This is a genomic window from Streptomyces sp. NPDC014656 (assembly GCF_043084305.1).
GTDB lineage: Bacteria > Actinomycetota > Actinomycetes > Streptomycetales > Streptomycetaceae > Streptomyces.
Genome location: NZ_JBIBZN010000023.1, coordinates 48550 through 70228 on the forward strand (window position 1 = coordinate 48550; position 21679 = coordinate 70228).

The 21679-nt window shown below is 71.4% G+C and carries 16 protein-coding genes and 3 pseudogenes; 12 read left to right on the forward strand and 7 right to left on the reverse strand.

Annotated elements, in window-relative coordinates; translation table 11 throughout:
* Positions 1-611 precede the first annotated feature (611 nt).
* Entirely contained in the window at positions 612-1016 is a 405-nt protein-coding gene (locus ACF1ED_RS34720) for an STAS domain-containing protein (protein ID WP_391767342.1), read from the forward strand.
* Positions 1017-2048: 1032 nt separating this feature from the next.
* A pseudogene (locus tag ACF1ED_RS34725) lies at positions 2049-2157 on the forward strand (transposase family protein); the annotation flags it as partial.
* Between the two features lie 234 nt (positions 2158-2391).
* Here ACF1ED_RS34725 and ACF1ED_RS34730 read toward each other — a convergent pair.
* Positions 2392-3003, reverse strand: coding sequence for a class I SAM-dependent methyltransferase (locus ACF1ED_RS34730; RefSeq protein ID WP_391767343.1), 612 nt, complete (start codon positions 3001-3003; stop codon positions 2392-2394).
* A gap of 477 nt (positions 3004-3480) precedes the next feature.
* On the opposite strand from ACF1ED_RS34730, the gene ACF1ED_RS34735 reads away from it, so the two are divergent.
* The 4 genes and pseudogenes from ACF1ED_RS34735 to ACF1ED_RS34750 all read left to right on the forward strand — a co-directional run bounded on the left by ACF1ED_RS34735 (position 3481) and on the right by ACF1ED_RS34750 (position 7755).
* Positions 3481-3711 carry a hypothetical protein gene (locus ACF1ED_RS34735; protein ID WP_391767344.1) on the forward strand — a complete coding sequence of 77 codons (231 nt, stop codon included), beginning with the start codon at positions 3481-3483 and terminating at the stop codon, positions 3709-3711.
* 505 nt (positions 3712-4216) lie between these two features.
* Positions 4217-4387: pseudogene (locus tag ACF1ED_RS34740) on the forward strand (ISL3 family transposase); the annotation flags it as partial.
* A gap of 281 nt (positions 4388-4668) precedes the next feature.
* Positions 4669-5274, forward strand: coding sequence for a transposase (locus tag ACF1ED_RS34745; RefSeq protein WP_391767345.1), 606 nt, complete (start codon positions 4669-4671; stop codon positions 5272-5274).
* 1077 nt (positions 5275-6351) lie between these two features.
* Entirely contained in the window at positions 6352-7755 is a 1404-nt protein-coding gene (locus tag ACF1ED_RS34750; RefSeq protein ID WP_391767346.1) for an erythromycin esterase family protein, read from the forward strand.
* A gap of 742 nt (positions 7756-8497) precedes the next feature.
* Here ACF1ED_RS34750 and ACF1ED_RS34755 read toward each other — a convergent pair.
* From ACF1ED_RS34755 to ACF1ED_RS34770, 4 genes and pseudogenes are all read right to left on the reverse strand, one after another.
* On the reverse strand, positions 8498-9004 hold the full coding sequence (locus tag ACF1ED_RS34755; RefSeq protein WP_391767347.1) for a TspO/MBR family protein: 507 nt from the start codon (positions 9002-9004) through the stop codon (positions 8498-8500).
* 296 nt (positions 9005-9300) lie between these two features.
* On the reverse strand, positions 9301-10260 hold the full coding sequence (locus ACF1ED_RS34760) for a LysR family transcriptional regulator (protein ID WP_391767348.1): 960 nt from the start codon (positions 10258-10260) through the stop codon (positions 9301-9303).
* A 3-nt stretch (positions 10261-10263) separates the two neighbouring features.
* Complete coding sequence (locus ACF1ED_RS34765; RefSeq protein ID WP_391767349.1) at positions 10264-11259, reverse strand: DMT family transporter; 996 nt, start codon at positions 11257-11259, stop codon at positions 10264-10266.
* A 167-nt stretch (positions 11260-11426) separates the two neighbouring features.
* Positions 11427-11742 (reverse strand): annotated as a pseudogene (locus ACF1ED_RS34770) (transposase); the annotation flags it as partial.
* A 401-nt stretch (positions 11743-12143) separates the two neighbouring features.
* Between ACF1ED_RS34770 and ACF1ED_RS34775 the strand changes: the two are divergent.
* From ACF1ED_RS34775 to ACF1ED_RS34795, 5 genes are all read left to right on the forward strand, one after another.
* Positions 12144-13253, forward strand: coding sequence for an endonuclease/exonuclease/phosphatase family protein (locus tag ACF1ED_RS34775; protein ID WP_391767350.1), 1110 nt, complete (start codon positions 12144-12146; stop codon positions 13251-13253).
* Between the two features lie 84 nt (positions 13254-13337).
* Positions 13338-14129, forward strand: coding sequence for a two-component system response regulator CseB (gene cseB / locus ACF1ED_RS34780; protein ID WP_391767351.1), 792 nt, complete (start codon positions 13338-13340; stop codon positions 14127-14129).
* A gap of 16 nt (positions 14130-14145) precedes the next feature.
* The gene (locus tag ACF1ED_RS34785) at positions 14146-15402 is read left to right on the forward strand and encodes a sensor histidine kinase (protein WP_391767352.1); all 1257 of its coding nucleotides are present in this window, start codon (positions 14146-14148) and stop codon (positions 15400-15402) included.
* A 113-nt stretch (positions 15403-15515) separates the two neighbouring features.
* Positions 15516-16514: a D-alanyl-D-alanine carboxypeptidase family protein gene (locus ACF1ED_RS34790; RefSeq protein WP_391767353.1), complete on the forward strand. Its 999-nt coding sequence runs from the start codon at positions 15516-15518 to the stop codon at positions 16512-16514.
* A 268-nt stretch (positions 16515-16782) separates the two neighbouring features.
* Positions 16783-17199 carry a DUF5958 family protein gene (locus tag ACF1ED_RS34795; protein WP_391767354.1) on the forward strand — a complete coding sequence of 139 codons (417 nt, stop codon included), beginning with the start codon at positions 16783-16785 and terminating at the stop codon, positions 17197-17199.
* 271 nt (positions 17200-17470) lie between these two features.
* Here ACF1ED_RS34795 and ACF1ED_RS34800 read toward each other — a convergent pair whose 3' ends face one another.
* Positions 17471-18937, reverse strand: a complete 1467-nt coding sequence (locus tag ACF1ED_RS34800) for an amidase (protein WP_391767355.1) — start codon at positions 18935-18937, stop codon at positions 17471-17473.
* Between the two features lie 334 nt (positions 18938-19271).
* Positions 19272-19838 carry a TetR/AcrR family transcriptional regulator gene (locus ACF1ED_RS34805; RefSeq protein ID WP_391767356.1) on the reverse strand — a complete coding sequence of 189 codons (567 nt, stop codon included), beginning with the start codon at positions 19836-19838 and terminating at the stop codon, positions 19272-19274.
* Positions 19839-19938: 100 nt separating this feature from the next.
* Between ACF1ED_RS34805 and ACF1ED_RS34810 the strand changes: the two genes are divergently transcribed.
* The gene (locus ACF1ED_RS34810; protein WP_391767357.1) at positions 19939-21612 is read left to right on the forward strand and encodes a CocE/NonD family hydrolase; all 1674 of its coding nucleotides are present in this window, start codon (positions 19939-19941) and stop codon (positions 21610-21612) included.
* Positions 21613-21679: the final 67 nt, after the last annotated feature.

Consider the following 21679-nt stretch of genomic DNA (forward strand, 5'->3'; position numbering starts at 1 on the left):
GCCCTGACCACCGCCTTCACCCGTACCCCCTTCCACCGCGAAGCTCCTCCAAGCGCTCGCCTCCCACCGTCACGCCGACTTCCTGTACCGCCCCCAGGAGACCGAGCGGATGGCCGCCCGGCTCCACGCGCCGGTGCGCGGGGCCGCCCGCGGGCGCCCGTCGGGAGGCGCCGCTGCCGGAGGCGGAGAACATGACGGCGAATCAGGCCGCGCGCAGACCCGCCCGCCGTCTCGTGGCGGAGCACAAGCTCACCCACATCGCCTACCGCGATGCTCCCGGGCACCGGTACCGATATCGGTACCGATACAGGCCTGGGCGGAGGCCGCCGCCCCCACGAAGCCCGCCGTCGCCCACCACACCGCAACCCTCGACCGGACCCGCGAAGCCGGCGCCACCACTGCCTCGCGCACGCTCCTGACCTGCGAAGTGTGCGTTCCGGCCCGGAGAAGAGGATGGTGGGGGTACCGGACCGATCCGGGTTACCGCCGGTGATCCTCCTTCCCGCCGGCGGCGATGTCGTCTCAAGACCGGGCTTCGACGCCTGGAATCCCGCGGAGGCCAGCGGGAGCACCACGCCGGAGGGCTCTCCTCACGGATCGAGGCGCATCCTGTGATACCCGACCGACCCCAGGGCGACGAACCCCGCACCCGTCTTCACCTCGTCGACGGCACCCCCGCCTGGCGCCCGACCCACGGCGGCGCCCTCGTCCGCTACGTCCCCTCCGGCTACCCCACCACGGCCGCCCTCCTGCTGAGCGGCGCGTTCGACGCTGAGACCGTCCCCTGCCTGCACGAAGCCCTCGACGCGGTGCGCACCCCCCAGATCGAGCTGGTGCTGCTGGACCTGACGGGCGTGAGTTTCGGCGATTCCGCCCTCGTCCACGAGCTGACCGACACCCAGCACCGCCCCCAGCGGCACGTCCTCTTCGGCCCCCTCACCCGGCAGGTCGCCCACCTCCTGGACCTCACCGACACCCGCCGCGCGCTCGACATCGCCCTCGACGAAGCCGCCTGACCGTCAGCGCCCGCTCACGGAACCCGCCAGCGGACGGACACCGCGCCCCTCGACCCAGAACACACCCTCGAAGCGCACGCCCCACGGTCCCGCCGCCCCACGGTCCCGCCGCCCCACTCTCCCGCTGGCCCGCCAACCCGTTGGCTCGCCGACCTTCCGCCGGGGCCGCTGCTTGCCGGGCCCCGCGAGCCCCGCGGGAACGCCTCCGCCTCCGGAAGCGTTCCGTCTTGCCTGTGTCAACGGCACTGGAGCGGCACAACCGACCCGCGCACGTGATCCGTTGTCACGACCACCTTCCGCCGCTCCTCCTGACCACCGCACAGAATCCGGCAACCAGGCACGTCTTCTGACGCACCGCCGGAGGAACTCCCGGAGAGGACCATGGACCGCGATCACGGCCACCGCCAAACGCAGACGGCCGGGGCGCGTCTGGCGGCCGGCACCCGGGCGCTTCTCCTCCCCAGCCACTGCCGCGCACCGCGCCGTTCCCCGGCTCCGACCCCGCCGTCACGGCCGCCACCGTGACCGCCGCCCTCCGAGGTCCAGGCGTCACCGTCCAGCACGCCTGGCCCGGCTGCGCGCATCCCGAACCACCGAGCTCGTCACCACGGACCCATCCTTACCTCCGAACAGGCAGCCGCCCGCCCGCCTCGGCTGTCCGGCCGGCCAGGTCCGCACCGCCGGCCTCACCACCGACACCCCCGCCATCGAACAGACCCGTACCGACACCTGCGCGCAGCCGTCCTGCTCACCGCCGGCGCACCGGTACCACGCTGATCCGGGAGGGGAGGACCAGATGGCGCACGGCTTCTCGCCGCCGTCCCCCTACACCCGCCGCCCGCCCGCTCCCGCCCAGCCACCCAGCCCACCCCCTCGACCCCCCGGCCCGCAAAGCGAGGCGTGCACAGTACGCAGTACGACCCCCCGCGGAGGAGAAGGCCCTTGGCGTACCACATCCCCGAACGCGGTGGCGTCTGCTCCCCGGCCCGCGGGGGCAGCCCCTCGGCTGGCGGGAACGGTCCCGGTGGGTGTCGGCCGTGGTGTCTGCCACTGGCCGACCAGGTGCTACTGGTGGCCGTCTACTACCGGTACCGGACGAACCTCACCACGCGGCAGCTAGCGCCGCTGTTCGGCTGCTCACCGGCGACGGTCTGCCGGGCGACCCAGCGGCTGCGGCCGCTGTACGCGGTCGAACCGGCCACCCGCCCGGTCCCCGGCAACACCCGCCGACGCGAGGCATGGCGGGGCTCAGGCCCGGCCGACGTCTGCGAGGGCGTGACCGCGCCCGGCGACGGCGCCCACGTCAACATCGGCCTCGTCGTCCCGCACCGCAACCGGTCCCGACCTGCCCGGACGCACCCTTCTGCAACGCGCTTCAGCTGCTGGTGTCGCCCTGGGCGCGGCTCAGGATCCAGACGCCGTAGGCCTCGTCCGCGGGGTGCAGTTGGTAGGTGCCCGCCCGCAGATCGACGCGGAGTCCGGCGGCCGCGAGGTCGGCCTCGAACTCGGCCGCGGTGTAGGCGTGGGCGTGCGGGGGCCGGTCCTGGAGGTGGAAGCCGACCAGGATCCGGCCGGTTTCGCCGAGGACGGCGCGCATCGCGCGCAGGGCTGCGCGCTCGGTGCCCTCGGCCAGGTAGACCATGACGTTGCCCACGCAGACGACCAGGTCGAACGGGCCGTCGTCGGGGCCGAGGTCGAGGATGTCGCGTTCCTGGATCGGCAGCCCGGGGTAGGTCTCCCGGGCTTGTCGGACCAGCGCCTCGTCGGGCTCGATCGCGACCACGTCGTGCCCGCGCCGCAGAAGAGCCGCGGTGACCCGGCCCATGCCGGCTCCGGCGTCGAGCACCCGGGCCCCGCGTGGCAGGAGAGTGTCGGCGAGCCGGGCTTCCCCGTCGATGTCCTCGCCGGCAAAGACGAGCTCGGCGAACCGCTTGCCGTAGTTCCCGCTGTTGCCCGCCTCCTGCCAACGGGTCCGCCGCGTCGTCATCGGCGTCGTCCTGCGTGTCCCGGCATGATCCTGTTCATGCCCCACATCCTAGGACCGGCGGCGTCCACGTGAACGTGGCCGTGGCAGGGGTTCCGCAGCCGAAGGCCATCTCGATGACATGGTTCTGTACACCGAGAACGGGCCTCTGGCCCAACTTCCGCGGAACCCCGCCGATCGCTGACTGTGTAGGGTGCACGCTACCTGCGTGGAACAGTTCGCCGCAGGTCACAAGGGGGGGGAAATATGAGAACGTCGTGGGCCTGCGGCCTGGTATTGGGCATGATCGGTCTCGTCGGGTGCTCCGGCACGGTGGAAGATCCGAAGAAGACAGCGCCCACTGCCACGCCGTCCGCCGTTCGTCTCGCCATCAGCGGGGGGATTACCGTACTTCTGTCCACCGATGGCAAGGGTCCCGACATCGGGAAGCCGTGCGCGCCCCCGGCGGGTTCGAAGGTCAAAGCCGGCGCAGAAGTCCGCGTGACCGACGACAAGGGCAAGACGCTGGGTACCCAGAAGCTCGGAGCAGGTCACGCCGGTGGCTCCACGCTCAAGACGTGCAACTTCTACTTCTCCTTCAAGGTGCCCGACGCGGCAGAGAACTACGAGATGCGCGTCGAGGGCTTCGCGCCGATGAAGTACACCCGCGAGGCCATCCGCCGGGGGCTCTCCTTCTACGAGACGGAACAGGGCACACTCGCCCCCCAGTGAGCGCAGCGGTGACGCTTCCGGAACCGCGATCCAGGCTTCGGTTTCACGGAAACAGTGCCGGTCCTCGGGCGCGAGGGCCGGCAGTTGGCTTTGTGCGCGAGTTTGGCGTTCTGGCCCACATTCCGTGAGGCCGATCACCTGGGTTCTGCCACGGTGACCTGCCGTCATCTGGGACTGTGGTGCGGTGTGATGACCTCATATCGGTGCTGTTTTCGCACTTCAACGGGGTGCTGGCGGAGCGGGTGCTCACGGAGTGCGGGGTGGTGCGCATTGTGGCGAGGACCCTTAACAGCAATGCTTCGTGCCCTGACTGTGAGATTCCGTCGGATCGTGTGCACAGCTGCTACGGGCGTCGGCTGGCCGTGGTCCTGCACAGCGTGGTCAGTCGGACCACGCTGCTGGGGCTGCTGATGGCGCTTCCTGACCCAGCCTGGAAGGTGCCCAAGGTACCCAAGGCGCTCGGGGTCGATGATTTGCGACTCGCCACAAACAGCACTACGGGACCGTGCTCATCGACTGCGAGACCCGCAAACCACTTGGTCTGCTGCCAGGACGGGGCGCCGGGACCCTGTCCGCATGGCTGCGTGAGCATCCTGGCATCGAGGTGATCTGCCGAGATCGTGCTGGCTCCTACGCGGAAGGCGCCCGCACCGGGGCCCCGCAGGCCGTCCAGGTCGCTGACCGTTTTCACCTGTGGCAGAACCTCGGCACCGCGTTGGAACGAGGCGTGCGCCGGCACAACGGATGCCTTCGGTCACCCGCCTCCGGTCTCGGTGACGTGCCGGGCACAGAGTCGCCGCCAAAAGAGATGTCACCGTTCGAAGCCCGTATCCGTGCACGTCACGCCCTCGTCCATACGCTCCTCGACCAAGGCCACGGCATCCGGGAGATCGCCCGCGAGTTACACGTGGGCGGGACACGGTCCGGTGACGCGCCCGCGCGGCAACCCCGGAGGAGTTGCTCGGTGGCCGGCGGCAACCACGGCCCGGCCAGCTCGACCCTTTCAAGCCCCACCTGGACAAACGCTGGGCAGAAGGTCTCACCAACGCGATCCAGCTGCACTCCGAGCTCCAGTCTCTCGGCTACCGCGGCAGCTACCAGATCATCAGCGACTACCTGCGGCCAGGACGCCGACGTCGCATCCGCGTCGTCCGGCCAGTGCTGCCAGGGGCCCGGCAAGTCACCCGGTGGATCATGCGTCACCCCGACCGGCTATCGGAGAGGGAGGACCAGCAGCTGACCGAAATCCTTGCCCGTTGCCCCGAACTCGCGGCAGCCCACCGCCTCGTCCGCGGCTTCGCCGAGATCCTTTCCACCCGCACCGGCCAGCACCTGAAGGACTGGGTCGTCAGCGCGCGAGCCGAGGGACTTCCGGACCTCCACTCCTTCGCCACCGGCCTGGAGAAGGGCTGGGACGCCGTCGTCCAGGGCCTGACCAGCCGATGGAACTCCGGCCCAGTCGAAGGCCGCGTCAACCACATCGAGATGATCGAACGCCGGATGTTCGGCCGCGCCAAGCTTCCACTCCTCCGGAAACGGGTGCTTCTCACCGCCGCCCGATGACCGTCCTGCTCAAGCAGGACGAAGCCGTCGGAGTACGTAATCCGACGGCCGGCAGAGGGCTCGGACAACCGCGTTGGTCACGACGAAGTACCCCGGGCTCACCCAACCGTCCTCTTTGCTCACGAGCCCCGGACCGTCCTCGCGGTAGGAGCGGCGCAGCATGCGGCGCCGCAACGGAGTCCCGGCGACCAACAGAACCGGGGCAACGATGATTGCACCGACCGTCACGGCGAGCCGGACTGCCTGGATCCTGACGACACTCTCTATCCGCATCGCTCCAGTCTGCCGATCAGATGAGACTCGTCCACCGCTCTCTCATGGAATATGCGCCAGAACCGAGAACGGGTTCTGGCACGACCTCCGTGAAACCGCACCGGCCGGGCTTGCGCCTGGCGATCATGCCCCTGGACCCCAACGGGGCGAGGCCAGGCCCGTTGGCCCCTGCACGGGCAGACCTCCCTGAACGCCTTCGACATCACCATCAAGATCACCTCCGGCATCACCTTCGACGACCGGCCCTCGGCAGCCCGTCGATAACCCCGACCACCCCGACCACCCCGACCACCCCGACCACCCCGACCACCCCGACCACCCCGACCACCCCGACCACCCCGACCACCCCGGTCACACCGGCTCGACCGCCAGACCCCTCGTCGGCAGTGGACGTGCGACGATCGCGAGGTGGAAAGTCCTGATCCTTCGTTCCGTCGGCGCCTGTTGATGGAGGCGCTGACCGAGATGACGGCGCAGTGGTGGAGGAGCCGGTAGAGGGTCGCGATGGCCGCTGTTCGTGCTGGTGAGTGCGCCGGTGACCCGCGGGGGCGGGGGGCGGGGATGTCGGAGGCGTCGATGACCGCCGGCGGCAGGGGCGTGGACAGAGCCGGCTGCCCTCTCGGCGGGGGATCGCCGTTCGTCCGTACCCCCTGCGCTCAGGCAAGTCAACCTACCTGCTGCCCCGTTCACGACCGGGACCAGGATCCCAGTCCTCCGCCCACCGACGGATGGGGCTAACCCCCAGGTCGATCGGGGGGTGCGGCGGATGGTCCGGGACGTCCTCGCCCGGCGAGAGTGGGGCACATGAACGCGCACAAGACCCTGCTCGCCGCCCTGCTCGTCCCGCTCGGTGCCGCCCTGGCCGTCGCCCCGGCCGCCTTCGCCACCGCCCCGCCCGCTGTACCGGTCTTCGCCGACGCCGCTGTGCCCGTCGGCCCGGAGGCGGCCGCGGCCGACGCCTTCCGCTCCCCGGAGGGGGCCCTCGGCCGGGTGGCCCACCCGCTGCGCACCACCGAGCCCCGCGGGGGCCTGGCCGACCTGCGTCCGTTCGGCCGGATGGTCGGTGGCGCCCGGGTGGTGGGTCTGGGGGAGGCCACCCACAGCTCCCACGAGTTCCTCACCGTCAAGCACCGGGTCTTCCGGTACCTGGTCGAGGAGAAGGGGTTCCGGGCCTTCGCCCTCGAAGTGCCCTGGAGTACCGGACTGCGGCTCGACGCCTACCTGCTGCGCGGCGAGGGCGACTTGGAGCAGATCATGGACGAGGAGTTCCAGGGCGCCTACCGGTGGTGGAACAACGCCGAGTACCGCGATCTGCTCCAGTGGATGCGCGCGTACAACGTCGGGCACCCGAAGGACCCGGTCCGCTTCGTCGGCGACGACGGAGGGTTCGCCGGCGCCGAGCTGTACGACGAGGTGAACGCCTACGCGGCCACGGCCCGCCCCGAAATCGCCCCACGGCTCACCGAGCTGTACCAGGGCCTGCGGCCCGCCACCGGCGCCGGGACGTACGTCGACGACTACCTGTCGAAGCCGGTAACCGAGCGCAAGGAACTCGCCGAGAGGACCGGCCGGGCGCTGGACCTGCTCAAGCAGCGGCCCGGCACGGGCACCGATGCCGACGCGCACGCCTGGGCCGTCCAGCACGCCACCGCGATCCACCAGATGACCACGCTGTACGCCTTCGACTGGGACGACCCCGACGCCATCGCCGACGCCATGCTGTACCGCGACCGCCTCATGGCGGAGAACGTCGTCTGGTGGCAGCGGCGGACCGGCGACAAGATCGCCCTCGCGGCCCACAACAGCCACGTCGCCCTCCGGACCTACGTCCCCGGCACCTACCCGAAGGTCCAGGGCGAAGTCCTCCGCGAGCAACTGGGCAGCGGCTACCTGAGCGTCGGCCTCACCTTCGACCACGGCTCGTTCAACGCCTTCGGCCAGGACGGCGCCGTCCGGCACTTCACGGTCGGCCCGGCCGCGCCCGGCACCGCCGAGCACACCCTCGACCGGGTCAGGCACCGCGACTTCGTGGTGGACCTGCGCGATGCTCCTGGGCCGGCCCGCACCTGGCTCGCCACGCCACACACCGTCAAGAACATCGGCGCCACCTACCCCGGCATCGCGGACGCCCCGCAGGTCCGCCTCGCGCAGTCCTACGACGCCGTCATCCACCTCCATCGGGTGGAGGCGGCCCGTCTGCTCAAGTAGCACCGGGCCCGCGCGGCACGGCCACGGCCAAGACAGCGGCGTCGACACCCCGACCGTTCGACGGGCCCGCAGTCGCCCCCCCGAAGCAACGAGCAAGACACCCCCTCGTGGGGCCAGGGCGGGAGCGCCCGCGAGCAGCGGGCCGGGGAGCGGGGACCAGGAACCGGGGATCGGGGGCCGAAGCCGTCCCCACCGGGACGGGCCGGAACGCCACCACCCATCCCTCGGCACACGGAAACAGCGACCCAAGCGACTGAGACGCCGAACAACCCGCACACCACACGAAGGGGGCGTAGCGCGCGCCGGCGGGTGGCGGTGGCGGTGGCGGTGGCGGGGCGCGGGCCACCCGTACCGAGCTCAAGAACTCTCAGGCTGTGGCCACCCGATGTGGCAGGTGTGGTGACGTCTTCCGGGCCCCATCGCCGCAGCGGCCACGGTCATCCGGCTTCGGACCCGGAGTCTTCTCACAGTGCGATGGGACGGTACTCCAAAGCCTGACCGGCCACCTGGGCGGCTGTCGGATCCGGGCCCTTCCGGCCAGAAGACCAAGTCGCTGACAGAGTCACTCGGGCACCCCGAAGCCCTGGCCGGCACTTCCAAGGTCTGGACGGTCTCGGCTCCGTCGGCACAGTCCGAGTCCATGGCCTTCTGCACCCTGGCAACGGCCGTCACCACCGCCCTCACCCCTTCACGCGTAGGGGAGCTCAGCGACTCGCACGACCGCCCGGACAGGCCCTGAGCGTCAGGTGTTCGCGAGCCAGATGTCGAGGTTGAGGGCCGAGGCGAAGGCCACCCACAGGGCGTAGGGAACGAGCAGGAGAGCCGCGGCACGACGGTGGCGGGCGAAGAGGACGATCGTGACCGCCAGGGCCACCAGGAGGAGACAGATGTCGAGGAAGGCCAGCCCGTACTCGCCGGCGGCGAAGAAGATCGGGGACCAGGCAAGGTTGAGGAGCAGCTGGACCGACCACCAGACCATGGCGCTCCTCGTAGGTCCGTGAGGCTTCCGGACCACCAGCCATGCCGCCACGGCGATGGTGCCGTACAGCACGGTCCACACGGGACCGAACAGCCATCCGGGCGGTGCCCAGGCAGGCCGGTCCAGCGCGTCGTAGGTCTCGCCCGCGTCGGCGGTGGCCAGGGCGCCCAGTGCGGCGACGGCATAACAGACGGCGAGGAGGGCCACGAGGAGGAGCAGGCGCGAGCCCTCGCGGCGTCGCCCGGTTTCTGCGGGTCCTGCGTTCGTCACGGTGAAGTCCGTTTCGTCGGTGGGGTGACGTTGAGCTCGTGCCCGCGAGAACGCCGGTGATGTGGGGGTGACGCTCCCGTTGCCGTTCGGTCGCCGCGGCTCCGTGTCTACGGGTTCCCCGCCCCCGACCAAGTTGCTCCCCTTCGCCCGCGCGCGTCACTCCACGTCACGGCGCATGTCCACCCCTGGCGCACGCTCGGGTCAAGGCACAAGCTTCGGAGCAAGGCACACGCTCGGCTCAAGGCGCGTGACCGGGACCGGCCTCCAGGCCCAATCCGGGTTCGGCGCGGGTCCGGCTATGCGTGGCGCTTGGTGCCGGCGGCTGCCGCTGAGTCGTGGAGCAGTTGCCGTACGCGTCGCAGGTCGGGGCGCTTGCCGGTTCCCGCGCGGCTGACGGTGAAGACGGAGCGGGAGACGGGGTGGAGCAAGGGGTGGAGGCTGAGGGGCCCGGTGGCGTCGGGCAGTGCCATGCGGGGGATGAGGGCGATGCCGGCCCCTGCGGCGACCAGGGCCGCCAGCACGGCGAAGTCGCTGCTTCGTGCCCTGATGTCCGGGACGAAACCGGCCGCGCCGCAGGCGCGTTGGATCATTTCGTAGCAGGAGGTCTCCGGTCCCGGCGTGAGCCAGGGCATGTCTGCCGTGCGAGACAGGTCCACCGGCCGGCCGGGCCGCAGACCCAGCTCGCCGGCCTGGCGGGGATGCAGGGCGAGCAGCACCGGTTCCTCCATGAGGAGGGCCTGCTCGTAGGCGGCGGGGAAACTGCGTGGCAGCACGGTGTAGCTGTGGACCAGGGCCAGGTCGGTGGCGCGCTTGTGCAGTTCGTCGAGGGCTTGGTCGGGTTCCTGCACGGACAGGCGCAGCGACAGCTCCGGGACGGGCTCGGTCTCGATCTCGGTCGCGGTCTCGGTGTCGGCCAGTCGTTGCCACAGGGGCGCGATGAGGGTGCGGGCGGCGGAGGCGAAGGCGGTGATCCGCACGATGCCGCGCCGACCGCTCTGCAGGGCGGCCAGACCGGACTCGGCCGCCGCGAGTTCCGCGAGGATGATCTCGGCATGGGCCACCAGCAGTTCTCCGGCCGCGGTCAGGCGCAGGGTGCGTCCCTGCTTCTCCACCACCGGTGTGCCGGCCTCCTTCTGGAGGGCGGCAAGGTGCTGGGAGACCGCCGGCGGAGTCAGGTGGAGGGCCTCCGCGGTGGCAGCGACGGTCCCATACGCGGCGAGGTGCTGCAGGATGCGCAGGCGTCGTACATCGAGCACGGTCTACTCCTTGATCGGGCCGGGGCCGGGAACGGGAACGGGGCCGGGGCCGGGGACGGGTTTCACGGTGCGGTGCGGACGGCGGCGGGTGTTCTCGCCGTGCGCGGTCGCGGGCCGGTGGGCCGCCGGACGGCCGTGGGCACGCCGGTTGATCATGATCACTCCCGCGACGCTGACCGCTCCGCCGGCCAGCTCGATCAGGTGGGGCACTTCGTCCAGCCAGAGGAAGGAGACGAGCAGGGCCACCGGCGCGACCAGGTACAAAGCGGCGGTGGAGGCGGCGAGCGGCAGCCGGGCGACGGCGTACGCCCAGATGACGAAGCCGAGCGCGGAGGGAAGCAGGCCCAGGTAGAGCACGGAGACCAAGGCGTCGACCGGTGCCAGCGGGGTCGCGTGCCAGGCGGCGGGGGCCAGCGGCAGAGCGAGGACCGCGCCGGCGACCATCGCGTAGGTGGCGACCTCCAGACCGGTGTAGCGACGCAGCAGGGGCTTGGTGGCGACGTGGTACACCCCTTGGACCACGGCGGCGGCCAGGACGATGAGGGCGGAGACGGTGAACCCGCCGGTGCCCTTGGCCACGCTGACGACGGCCGCGCCGGCGAGCGCGACGACGCTGCCGAGGACGATGTCGCGGCTCAGCCGCTCTTTGAGGACCAGGCTTCCCAGCAGCACGCTGAAGGCGGGGACGATCGCGATCAACAAGCTGGCCGTACCGGCCGCCACCTCTACCTCGCCCCAGTTGAGCAGGAGCTGGTAGGCGGTGATGCCGGTCGCCCCGCACAGGCCGATCATGGGCAGATCGCCGGACCGGGGTATGCGGACCTTCGCGAACGGTGCCACGAGCAGCAGGGCGACGGCAGCGATCACGATGCGCAGGAACGACAGGGCCTGGACCCCCAGACCGTCGACCCCGACCCGGATGGCGGGAAAGGCCGAGGCCCACAGGACCACGGTGCCGGTCAGGGCGAGGAAGCTGGAGGAAATGAGACGTGGCTGCATGAGCTCCAGCATCCCCAACCGGAACAGAAAGTTCCATTTAGTCTTTCGGGCGAAAACCGTTAGCCACGCTTATCAGGGGCCCTGTGTCTTTGGCCGAGGTGGCCGAGGTGGCCAAGGTGGCCGAGGTGATGTCGGGTGGTTCTGGCAGTGATTCCTCATGTCGCTTGTCAAGCCGCGACGGCCGTCAGTGGCGTGAGCTCGTAGCACCGTCCGTCGCGGAGGAGGGTCCAGAGGACGTTGACCCGACGGCAGGTAAGGACAAGGGCAAGGACGGCTTGGGTGTGTCGCTTGCCCTCTGCGCGTTCGCGATCGTAGAACCGGTGCGACGCCGCTGAAGCCGGCAAGAAGGTCGGGGGTGCCGAAGACGGCCATGTCACCGCCGGTGGCGGCCAGGAACTCGGCACCGAGGATGATGCCGAGGCCCGGCATGCCGGTAATCACCTCGAAGGGCCGGTGGTCGCGGAACCTGGCCTCGATGAGGGCCAGTACCTCCTTCGTCTGACATGAGCGCTCGTCTGCAAGGAGGCGTTTCATCCGATCACCCGAGGGACGATCGGTAGACAGGGCCCAGGCCGAGGGGACCACTCGGAGACTGCGTTTCGCTGTGGCGGGAGGGCGCGGCGGAAAGGCGCTTGGTGAGCAGACGAGGGTTCGGCCGCTTCGCTGCCGCCGGGTTGCCTGGGGGAACGGGTCTGGGCCGGGGCGCTCGGGAACTCGCCGACGCCCCGCCCGCCCACCTGCTCGCCCCATCGGCTCGGGTCGATACGTGCCTGAAACGAAGCCGTGGGGTGCTCGAAGCAGTGATCGCGTCGGCTGGAAGCGTGCCCACGCGACTCTGTGCCCGTACCCGATTCCCGGTGTACGTGACGCCGGAGGCCACTCTCATGTCGAGCATTCCCCACCGCCCCAGTCCCACCACCCGAACGGCCCCCGCCGACCCGTCTCAGGAGCCCGCCGACCCACCCCAGGAGCCCGCCGACCTGTCTCAGGACGGCCCCGACCCATCCCAGAAGGGCACCAACCCATCTCAGAAGGGCCCCGACCACCGTGAAGCCCCCGCCCCCGCCCCCGCCCCCACCCGCCCGGGCCGTCGCGGACGGCTGGTCGCCGGCTTCGCGCTCTGCGCGGCCCTGCTGATGGCGCTGCACGCCCAGATCCCCAACGGGGCCGGCCAGCTCGGCAGCCTGTTCGAGACCTTTCTCCCGTGGGCCGGGCTGAGCGTTCCGGTTCTGCTCGCCTGCGCGGCGGTTCGACGCTCCCGGCTCGCGGCCGTCGCCGTGATCGCGCCCGCGGTCGTCTGGGGATCGCTCTTCCACGGTGTGGTGGCCGACAAGAGCTCCGAGGGCGGAGACCTGATCGTGGTCACGCACAACGTGGACGAGGCGAACGCCGACCCCGAAGGCACCGCGCGTGCCCTCGTCCGGTCCGGGGCACACGTCCTCGCCCTGGAAGAGCTGTCCTCCGAGAGCGCGCCCACGTACGAGCGTGAGCTGGCCGGGACCTACCCGTACCACTCGGTGCACCTCGGCATCGGGCTGTGGAGCAAGTACCCGCTGCGCCGGGCGGAACCCGTGCCGATCATGCCCTGGACCCGTGCGGTACGGGCCACGGTCGACACCCCGCAAGGCCCCGTCGCCGTCTTCGCCGCCCACCTCGCGTCGGTGCGGGTGACCCCCCTCGGCTTCGCCACCGCCCGCCGCAACGAGGCGGGAAGGAATCTCGCCGAGGCCGTGCGGGCCGAGAAGCTGCCCCGAGTCATCGTGATGGGCGACTTCAACGGGACGAACGAGGACACCGCGCTCGGCCCGCTGACCTCACAGTTGCGCTCGGCGCACAGCGAAGCGGGCGCGGGATTCGGCCTCACCTGGCCGGCGTCGTTCCCGTTGGTGCGCATCGACCAGATCCTCGTCAGGGGGGTCAGCCCCGCCTCCTCCTGGTCGCTCCCGGCCACGGGCAGCGACCACCTCCCCGTCGCGGCCTCGCTCAGCCTGTGACCGCCCCACCCGTCCCACTGGTCCCACCCCCACCCGCCCCACCCGTCCCTCTGACTACGATGACGAAGAACAGAAGAAGAACATATGTCCGCCCATGAGCAGATCGGTGGTGGGTCGGCCATCCGAGCACCAGGCCCCGTCAGCATCCTCGTCGTCGAGGACGACGCCGCCATCCGCCGTTCCGTCCAGCTCTTCCTGGAGCGCTACGGCTATCAGGTCGCCGTGGCCGCGGACGGCCTCGCCGGCCTGGAGGCATTCCGGTCCGACGCCCATGACCTGCTGATCCTGGACGTCATGCTGCCCGAGCTCGACGGCATCGGGCTGTGCCAGCGCATCCGGGAGGAGAGCCCGGTGCCGATCCTGATGATGTCCGCCCGCGGTGACGCCCTCGACGTCGTCGCCGGCCTGGAAGCGGGCGCCGACGACTACGTCGTCAAACCCGTCGACACCGCCGTCCTCGTCGCCCGCATCCGCATGCTGCTGCGCCGCGCCAGCTTCGGACGGCCCGAAGGGCCGGACACGCCGCCGACCCCCTCCCCGGACACCCGCGCCCCCGCCCGCGCGGACCGGACCGGCGCGGTGTCCCCCGGCGTGCTGGTCTTCGGCGACCTGACCGTGAACACCATCGGTCTGGAAGTGCACCGCGGCGGCCGGCACGTCCCGCTGACCCCGACCGAGCTGCGCCTCCTCCTGGAGTTCGCCGCGGCGCCCGGCACCGTACTGGACCGCCGGCGGCTGCTCCGCGACGTCTGGGACTACGGCTGGGAAGGGGACTCCCGGGTCGTGGACCTGTGCGTACTGCGCCTGCGCAAGAAGATCGGAACCGGCCGGATCGAGACCGTCCGCGGCTTCGGCTACAAACTCGTCCGCGACTGAGCGACCGGACCGGACCATGGCACTCCTCAACCCACGCGCCCTGCGCTGGAAGATCGCGGCCTTGACGGCGGCCGCCTGCTGCGCGGTGGCCGCCGTGATCGGCGTACTCGTCCACCAGGCCATGTCCGAACGCGGCGACCGCACCGGCGAGCAGCGCGTCGCCGCCCGCCTGGCCGCCGCGGAGCGCGAGTACACCCGGACGGGCACCACACCCCTCGACGTCGAGATCAGTTCCCCCCAGCAGCTGGAAGCGCCCCTCGCACGCGCGCTGGCGGCCAAGAACCCGAACGACCTGTACGTGACCTGGTACGACCGGAAACCCCCCAACTGGTACTGGCTGTGGGCAGCCCAGCCCGTCGCCGGCGACCGGGTGCTCGTCGCGCGGACGGACATGAGCGCCGAGGTGCGCGGCCTCCAGCTCCTGGACCGCAGCATCGTCAAAGCCGTGCTCGCGGCCCTGGCCGTCGTCGTACCGCTCGCCGCACTGGCCACCGAACCGATGAACCGCCGGCTGCGCCACGGTTCCCGCACCGCCCGGGCCATCGCCGACGGCGACCTCGACGCCCGGATCGGCTCCCGCGGCCGAGCCCGTGACGAGATCACCGAGATGTCGGCCGCCGTGGACGTGATGGCCGCGGCCCTGCAGCGCAAGCTGGAGAACGAGCGGCGGTTCACCGCGGACGTCGCCCATGAACTGCGGACCCCTCTGATGGGCCTGTCCACCGCCGCGGGACTGCTCCCGCAGGACGACGAGGTGGCGGAACTCGTGCGCGACCGGGCCCTGGCGCTGAACGGCCTGGTCGAGGATCTCCTGGAGATCTCCCGGCTCGACGCCGGCGCCGAACGGGCCCGGACCGACCGCGTACCCCTGGGGGACCTGGTGGCCGACGTCGTGCGCCGGACCGGGACGCGCACCGTCGTCACGGCCACGGACGCCCGGGTCGTGGAGACCGACCCGCGCAGGGTGGAGCGGATCCTGGTCAACCTGGTGACCAACGCGCACCGGCACGGAGCGACCCCCGTCGAGGTCACCGTCACGGACACGCGGATCGTCGTACGGGACCACGGACCCGGCCTGCCCGCCATCCTCCTCGCCGAAGGACCGCAGCGCTTCCGTACGGGGGCCTCCGAGCGGGGACGCGGCCACGGCCTCGGGCTCACCATCGCGCTGGGGCAGGCCGATGTCCTCGGAGCGCGGCTGACCTTCGCCGACGCCCCCGACGGAGGCGCGACCGTCACCCTCGACCTGGCCTCGATCCCGTCTGAAACGTAACCGCAATACGACCCCACGGCGACGGAAACAGGGGTGCACGGGGCCGGAAGCACGGGCCCCCGATGGTGGATCCAGGTGCAAGATCCGCACCGGACCCGCCTTGGAGGTGCCCCATGTCCGACCAGCCCCGCCGTTACCGCCACCGTTTCCGCCGGCCCGCCGTCCTGCACCTGTCCGCCGCCCTCCTCGTGAGCGGGACAGCCGGCTGGCACGCCCTCGGGGGCGGAGACCTGACCGGGCTCGGCGGACAGGGCTCCTCCGGCCCCGGCGCCGCGGGCGCCGCACCGGACGCCGTCCTGAGCCGGGCGATGGACCTGCCGTGGCCGACGGAAGGACAGGCGAGCGCCGAGGTCGAAGGCGTCGGGAGCCTCGGCACCCATGGCGAACAGACACCGGTGCCGATCGCCAGCATCACCAAGGTCATGACCGCGTACGTGATCCTCACCGACCACCCGATGCCGGCGGGGGAGCAGGGCGGGACGGTGACCGCCGACCAGCAGGCCGCCGACGAGTCGTACTCCTCGAGCGAGTCGACGGCACCCCTCGTGGCCGACCGCGACTACACCCAGCGCCAGCTCCTGGAACTCATGATGCTGCCGTCCGGCAACAACGTCGCCCGGCTGCTGGCCCGCTGGGATGCCGGAAGCCAGGAAGAGTTCGCCAAGAAGATGAACGAGGCCGCCTCGAAGCTCGGAATGGACCGCACGGTCTACACGGGGGCCTCGGGCATAGAGGCCAGCACGCGGAGCACGGCGACCGACCAGCTGAAGCTGGCCCGTGCCGTCATGAAGAACGAAGCCTTCCGTCAGATCGTCGCCACGCCCACCGTCACGGCTCCCGGAGTCGGCGTGCGGATCGACAACAGCAACAGGCTCCTCGGCCGAGACGGAGTGATCGGTCTGAAGACCGGCTCCTCCACCCCGGCCGGCGGCAACCTCATGTGGGCCGCCACCCAGGAGATCGGGGGAACCACCCGTCTCGTCCTCGGTGTCGTCCTCCACCAGCGGGCCGGCACCAACCCCACCCAGGCCATGGCCGCCGCCTTCGACGCGAGCCACACCCTGATCACCGCCATCCGCGACGCCCTCCCCCAGGCCCTCGCGGGGGCGTGAACGGGCCGGAGAGCCGTCGAGCCGCCCCGCGACGGTGTCGCCCCGTCCGGCGGCGCGCCGAATGCCGGCCGGGCAGTACGAGGCGGTGGATCCGGGGGACGCGCGCCATACGGGTCTCGGACACGCGCTCCGCGTTCTGGCTCAGGCGTACGCCGAACACCCCGACCGCCGTCAGGAACGGCTCCCTTGGCGCTTCAGCCACACTTCGCGATCTGGTTCGATGGCCGTGCGGGGTTGACGGTCTGGGGTGTGGTGGAGGTGGGGCGGGATGAACGAGCGCGCCGTGGTCTTGAACGGCCTGGCCCAAGGCATCCGTCCGCTTGAGCAGGGCATCGACTGGTTCGAGGGCTTGGCCGGCGCCGAGCAGTTCGAAGTCCTGCGCGACCTGGCAGGGTTCTGCGTCCAGGCCCGGGCCCTCATCGAGGACGGGCCGGAGGGCATCCGCAGGTCGGGGATCCGGCCCACGCACACCCCGGCCGTGCTGATCACGCGAGGCCGTCTCACCGAGCAGCTGACAAAGATCATCAATCTGCCGCAGGACGAGCGCGTCAAGGCGTTCCGGCTGCTGGTCGCGCTGTTCGGCGTGGCCGACGAGCGGCGGCGGGCTCGGTTCTGCGCCCACGGGTGTGTCCATGCCTGGCACCACCTGGACACGGGTGCGGGAACCGGAACGGCCACCGCGTGATCCCCAAGGGGTGTGCGGTCTCCTGAAGAGCGCGCGGCGGCCGCGGGCCACAGCACGGACGCAGCCCGTCGGCGGGTGCCGTCCGACCGGGCCACGGCCCGGATCGCGGGCCGGTTCCGCAGGGTGGAGCCGCGGGTGACCGCTCGCGCCTGTCTGCTCGGACCACGGTCCCGAACCGGGCGGAAGAACTGCCGGCGGCCGGCGCGGGCCGATCCGCGGAGGCGGCATCACATGATCCGCGGAGGCGGCATCACATCGACCGCCGGTCGTGTCAGGAGCCCTGGTCCCACGTCCGGATCGCCGGCGTGCGGTCCTCGATGGCCTGGGCGGCGTCGAGGATGAGGTCCTCCTCGAAACGGCCGCCGATGAGCTGCACTCCCACCGGCAGGCCGCCCTCCAGCGCGACCGGCAGGGTGACGGCGGGGAAACCCAGGACCGGGACCGCGGTCATCGGCCACATGGCGGAGAACAGCTCGCGGGTGCGTCCGGGCCCCGCCTGGTCCGCGTCCTGCTCGAAGGGGAGCTCCGCGCAGGCGGGCGTGAGCAGCAGCCGCTGCTTGCCGAGGAGTTCCTGCAGCCGGGTGATCAGGGTGGCGCGTCGTGCCCAGCCGTTGATGTAGGTCTCCAGGGAGGGGCGTTCGCCCCACACCTCGGCGGCGTATCCGAAGTGGCCTTCCAGCGCGGTGCGGATCGCCGCGTCGCCCATCTGCCGCACGACCGGCAGGATGAGGCGGATGTCCTCGGTGATCAGCAACGCCCACAGCCGGGACGCCTCGGTGAGCAGGGACAGCCGGTCCACTTCCTCGACGGCGTAGCCGGCGTCCTCCAGGCGGGTCACCGCCGCGTCCAGGGCCCGGTCGACGGCCGGATGGTTCTTGACGTCGGCGTTGCCCCGCACCACGGTGACGGCGACCGGGCCGGCGGGTCGTGCCGCGGCGGGGAAGGCCGGGACGCCCTGCGGCATCCGCACGTCAGGCGTGCTCATCGCGTGCAGTGCCAGACGGGCGTCGGCCACGTTGCGGGCCAGTGGTCCCTGCACGGCGCAGTAGTGGACGGTGGGCGGGAAATCCAGTTCCACCGGTCCGCCGGGGGTGTCGGCGAAGGCGGGCGGACCGTAGTCGGAGACGCGGCCCACGGTGGGCCGCACGCCGACCACGCCGCAGCAGGCCGCGGGGAAGCGGATCGAGCCGCCGATGTCGTTGCCCTGGGCGAGCGGCGTCATGCCCGCGGCCAGGCTGCTGGCGGATCCACCGCTGGAGCCGCCGGGCGTGCGGTCCGCGTCCCACGGGTTGAGCGTGCGGCCGTACAGCTCGTTGGTGGAGAACCAGCGGAACGAGAAGCCCGGCGAGTTGGAACGGCCGAGCGGAACAGCGCCTGCCTCGCGCAGCGCGGTGACGCACGCCGCGTCGCCGGTCGCCGCCTTGTCCGCCAGGGCGGCCACTCCGTTGCTGGTGGCGTATCCCTCCTGATCGGTGTTGATCTTGATGGACACGGGGATGCCGTGCAGCGGCCCCAGCTCACCGCCCGCGGCCACCTCCGCGTCGGCACGGCGGGCGGCGGCCAGCGCCTCCGCCGGGCGGATGTCCACCAGCGCGTTCAGCTGGGGGTTGGTCTCGGCGATGCGGTCCAGACAGGACCGTACGAGTTCCTCGGAGGAGATCTCGCGGGTCCGAATGGCTTCGGCCAGGTCGGTGGCGGAGCGCTGCCACAAGGCCGCGGACGGTTCGTTCTTACCCAAGGGACACCTCTTCGGGAAAGGCCGGCTCGTCGGCGGCGCGGCCTGGGCGGTACGAGAAGGGAGTGGGCGAAGGGCGCCCGGCGGGCTGGGCCCGGCCGGCGGCGGCGCCGCACGCCGCGTCGTAATGCAACGGCGTTTTATCTCGGTGTCAGAGTGCTTTCCCGCCGCACGCCGTGTCAACCCCCGACCGGCGCGGCACGAGAGCGAAGAGGCGTCCGGCCGTCGTGCGGACGGTGGGTCGGCCGGTGGTGACGCGCCTGGACGGAAGGGCGCGGGGCGGCGCGAGGCCGGCTGCCCTCACGGGTCGGCCGGGCTTGCGGCCGGGGATGCCTTCTCAGGCGTCGGTGAGGGCGTCCACTATGGCTTTGGCGACGCGGCCGGCCCGCTCCGCCGTCCAGTAGGACGGCTCCTCCATGGTGGAGACGTAGTAACCGCGGGTCAGCAGGGACAGGACGTCCGCGGCGAGATCGGCGTCGGACACTCCCGCGGCGGCGGACGCGTCGAGGAACTCCCGGCGTGCCTCGCGCGGCTCGCGACGGTCGACCCCATGGGGGTCGGCGTGCGCCGACGAGAGCATCTCGACCCACAGGGTGCGGAGCAGCCGGTCCTCGGGATCCGTGCTGAGGTGCCATTCCACCGTGGCGCGCAGGCGGTCCACCCCGCCCAAGTCGCCCAGGTGCGCTTCCAGGTCGGCCCGCCAACGGGATTCGGCGACGCGTACGGCATTGGTGATCAGCGCTGCGCGCGTGGGCACGTAGTTGGTGACCATGGCCGTGGAGCCGCCGAGTTCTTTGGCCACGGCGCGGATGGTGATGGCGCGTGCCCCGTCCCGCGCCGCCACGGCGAGGGTCGCCTGGGCGATCGCCTGGCGGCGCTGGACTTCATCGACATCGATCGGCATGGCAGCAACCTAGCGCAGAGGGGGTTGACGTCGGACACCCGTAGATGCAACGTTGTTATATCACAGTGTTTTTCAAAGATTCGCCTTCGTGGAGGCTTCCGTGAGCCCTGCTGTCCAGCGCGTCACCCCAGAACCCGTCCCCCCGCACGCGCGGCAGCACATGGTGCGCATGCGTGACGGAGCCCTCCTGGCCACCGACGTGTACGGCGCCGCCCCGGGAGAGCCCGCGCCGACCGTGCTGGCCCGTGTTCCCTACGACAAGAACAGCCGGTACGTCTTCTTCGACGAGATCGCGGAGAGGTTCACCGCGCGCGGCTATGTCGTGGTGGTCCAGGACGTCCGCGGCAAGTTCCGCTCGGAGGGGCGGACGCTGGGCTGGACCGGTGAGGTCGACGACGGCTACGACACCCTCGAGTGGATCACCCGGCAGCCCTGGTCCGACGGGACCGTGGGCATGTTCGGCGACTCGTACTACGGATTCACCCAGTGGTCCGCGGTCTCCAGCCAGCACCCCGCCCTGCGCGCCATCGTGCCCCGGGTGACCTGCACCACGAACGCCCCCGGCATCGCCACCTACGACCCCGGCGCCGGACCGCAGCCCCCGTGGCTGGAAGGGGCCACGTACCAGGCGCAGGTATGGGTGGACAACGACACCTACCAGTTCGACGTCGACCTCTCCCGACGCCCGGTCACCGCCGCCTACGAGGAGGCGTTCACCGCGATCGGAAAGCGCTCGGCCGGCTTCGACCTCATCGTCGGCGGCATCCCCCTCGCCCCGTACAACGGTCCGCATCCCTACGACGCGCGCCCCGTACCCGTGCTGCACTGCGTGGGCTGGTTCGACAACCTCGGCATCGCCCACATGCGCGACTACACGGAGCTGGCCGGACGCCCCGGTTGGGCGGCCCTCCAGTACCTGATCGCCGACACGATCGACCACGAGAACTACTTCCTGGAGGACGCCCCGGCCACCCCCGAGACCGACCACCTGGCCGGTGCCGCCGCCCTCGAACGCATGCTGGACTCCTACACCGGCCCGGCGATCGACTTCTTCGACGTCTTCCTCAAGGGCACCGCACGGCCCGACTCGCTTCCCCGGGTGCGCTGGAAGCTCGGCCACGAGGGCTGGCACACCTCCGACACCTGGCCCCCGCCCCGAGCCACGACGACCGAGCTGTACCTGGCGGAGCCGGCCCTCGCCGCCGGGAAGACGCCCGGCGGCACGCTCGCCCCACGCCCGGCCACCGGAACGGAGCCGGCGGAGTGGCGGTACGACCCCGACGACCTCGTGCCGTCCGCCGCGGCCGACACCTTCCTGCAACTGCGCGACCACGTCGACGAGCGCCGCACGCTCGACCGGGACGACGTCCTGGTGTTCACCGGCCCCGCCTCCGACCGGCCGTTCGACCTCGCGGGCCCCGTCCGCGCGGTGCTCCACGTGGAGAGCACGGCACCCACCTTCGACGTGTTCGTCCGTCTCCTCGACCTGGCCCCGGACGGCACGGCACGCCTGATCGTCCGCGGCTGCGTCCAGGCCGACGGGCCGGGCGAGGTGGAGGTCGCCCTGGGACACACCGGCTACCGGCTGCGCCCGGGCCACCGCCTCGCCCTGATGATCGCCGGCAGCGACTTCCCCAACCACCTGCCCAACTCCGGCTCGACGGAGAGCCCGTGGCTGACGACCACCCCCCGGGCGAGCCTCCAGAAGCTCCGGACCGGCTCCGCCCACCCTTCCCGCCTGTGCCTGACCGTCCTGCCCGAAAGCGGCGAATAGCCCCGCACCCTGGAGGGCTCATGCTCCCTCTGCGACACCTCCCCAGCGCGCCGCCGACCGGCTCGGC

What these genes read in the sequence shown, in the direction of transcription:
- ACF1ED_RS34730 (WP_391767343.1), bottom strand. Translation starts at nt 3,003, where the DNA reads ATGACGACGCGGCGGACCCGTTGGCAGGAGGCGGGCAACAGCGGGAAC.
- ACF1ED_RS34750 (WP_391767346.1), top strand. Translation starts at nt 6,352, where the DNA reads ATGAACGCGCACAAGACCCTGCTCGCCGCCCTGCTCGTCCCGCTCGGT.
- ACF1ED_RS34765 (WP_391767349.1), bottom strand. Translation starts at nt 11,259, where the DNA reads ATGCAGCCACGTCTCATTTCCTCCAGCTTCCTCGCCCTGACCGGCACC.
- ACF1ED_RS34775 (WP_391767350.1), top strand. Translation starts at nt 12,144, where the DNA reads ATGTCGAGCATTCCCCACCGCCCCAGTCCCACCACCCGAACGGCCCCC.
- cseB (WP_391767351.1), top strand. Translation starts at nt 13,338, where the DNA reads ATGTCCGCCCATGAGCAGATCGGTGGTGGGTCGGCCATCCGAGCACCA.
- ACF1ED_RS34785 (WP_391767352.1), top strand. Translation starts at nt 14,146, where the DNA reads ATGGCACTCCTCAACCCACGCGCCCTGCGCTGGAAGATCGCGGCCTTG.
- ACF1ED_RS34790 (WP_391767353.1), top strand. Translation starts at nt 15,516, where the DNA reads ATGTCCGACCAGCCCCGCCGTTACCGCCACCGTTTCCGCCGGCCCGCC.
- ACF1ED_RS34795 (WP_391767354.1), top strand. Translation starts at nt 16,783, where the DNA reads ATGAACGAGCGCGCCGTGGTCTTGAACGGCCTGGCCCAAGGCATCCGT.
- ACF1ED_RS34805 (WP_391767356.1), bottom strand. Translation starts at nt 19,838, where the DNA reads ATGCCGATCGATGTCGATGAAGTCCAGCGCCGCCAGGCGATCGCCCAG.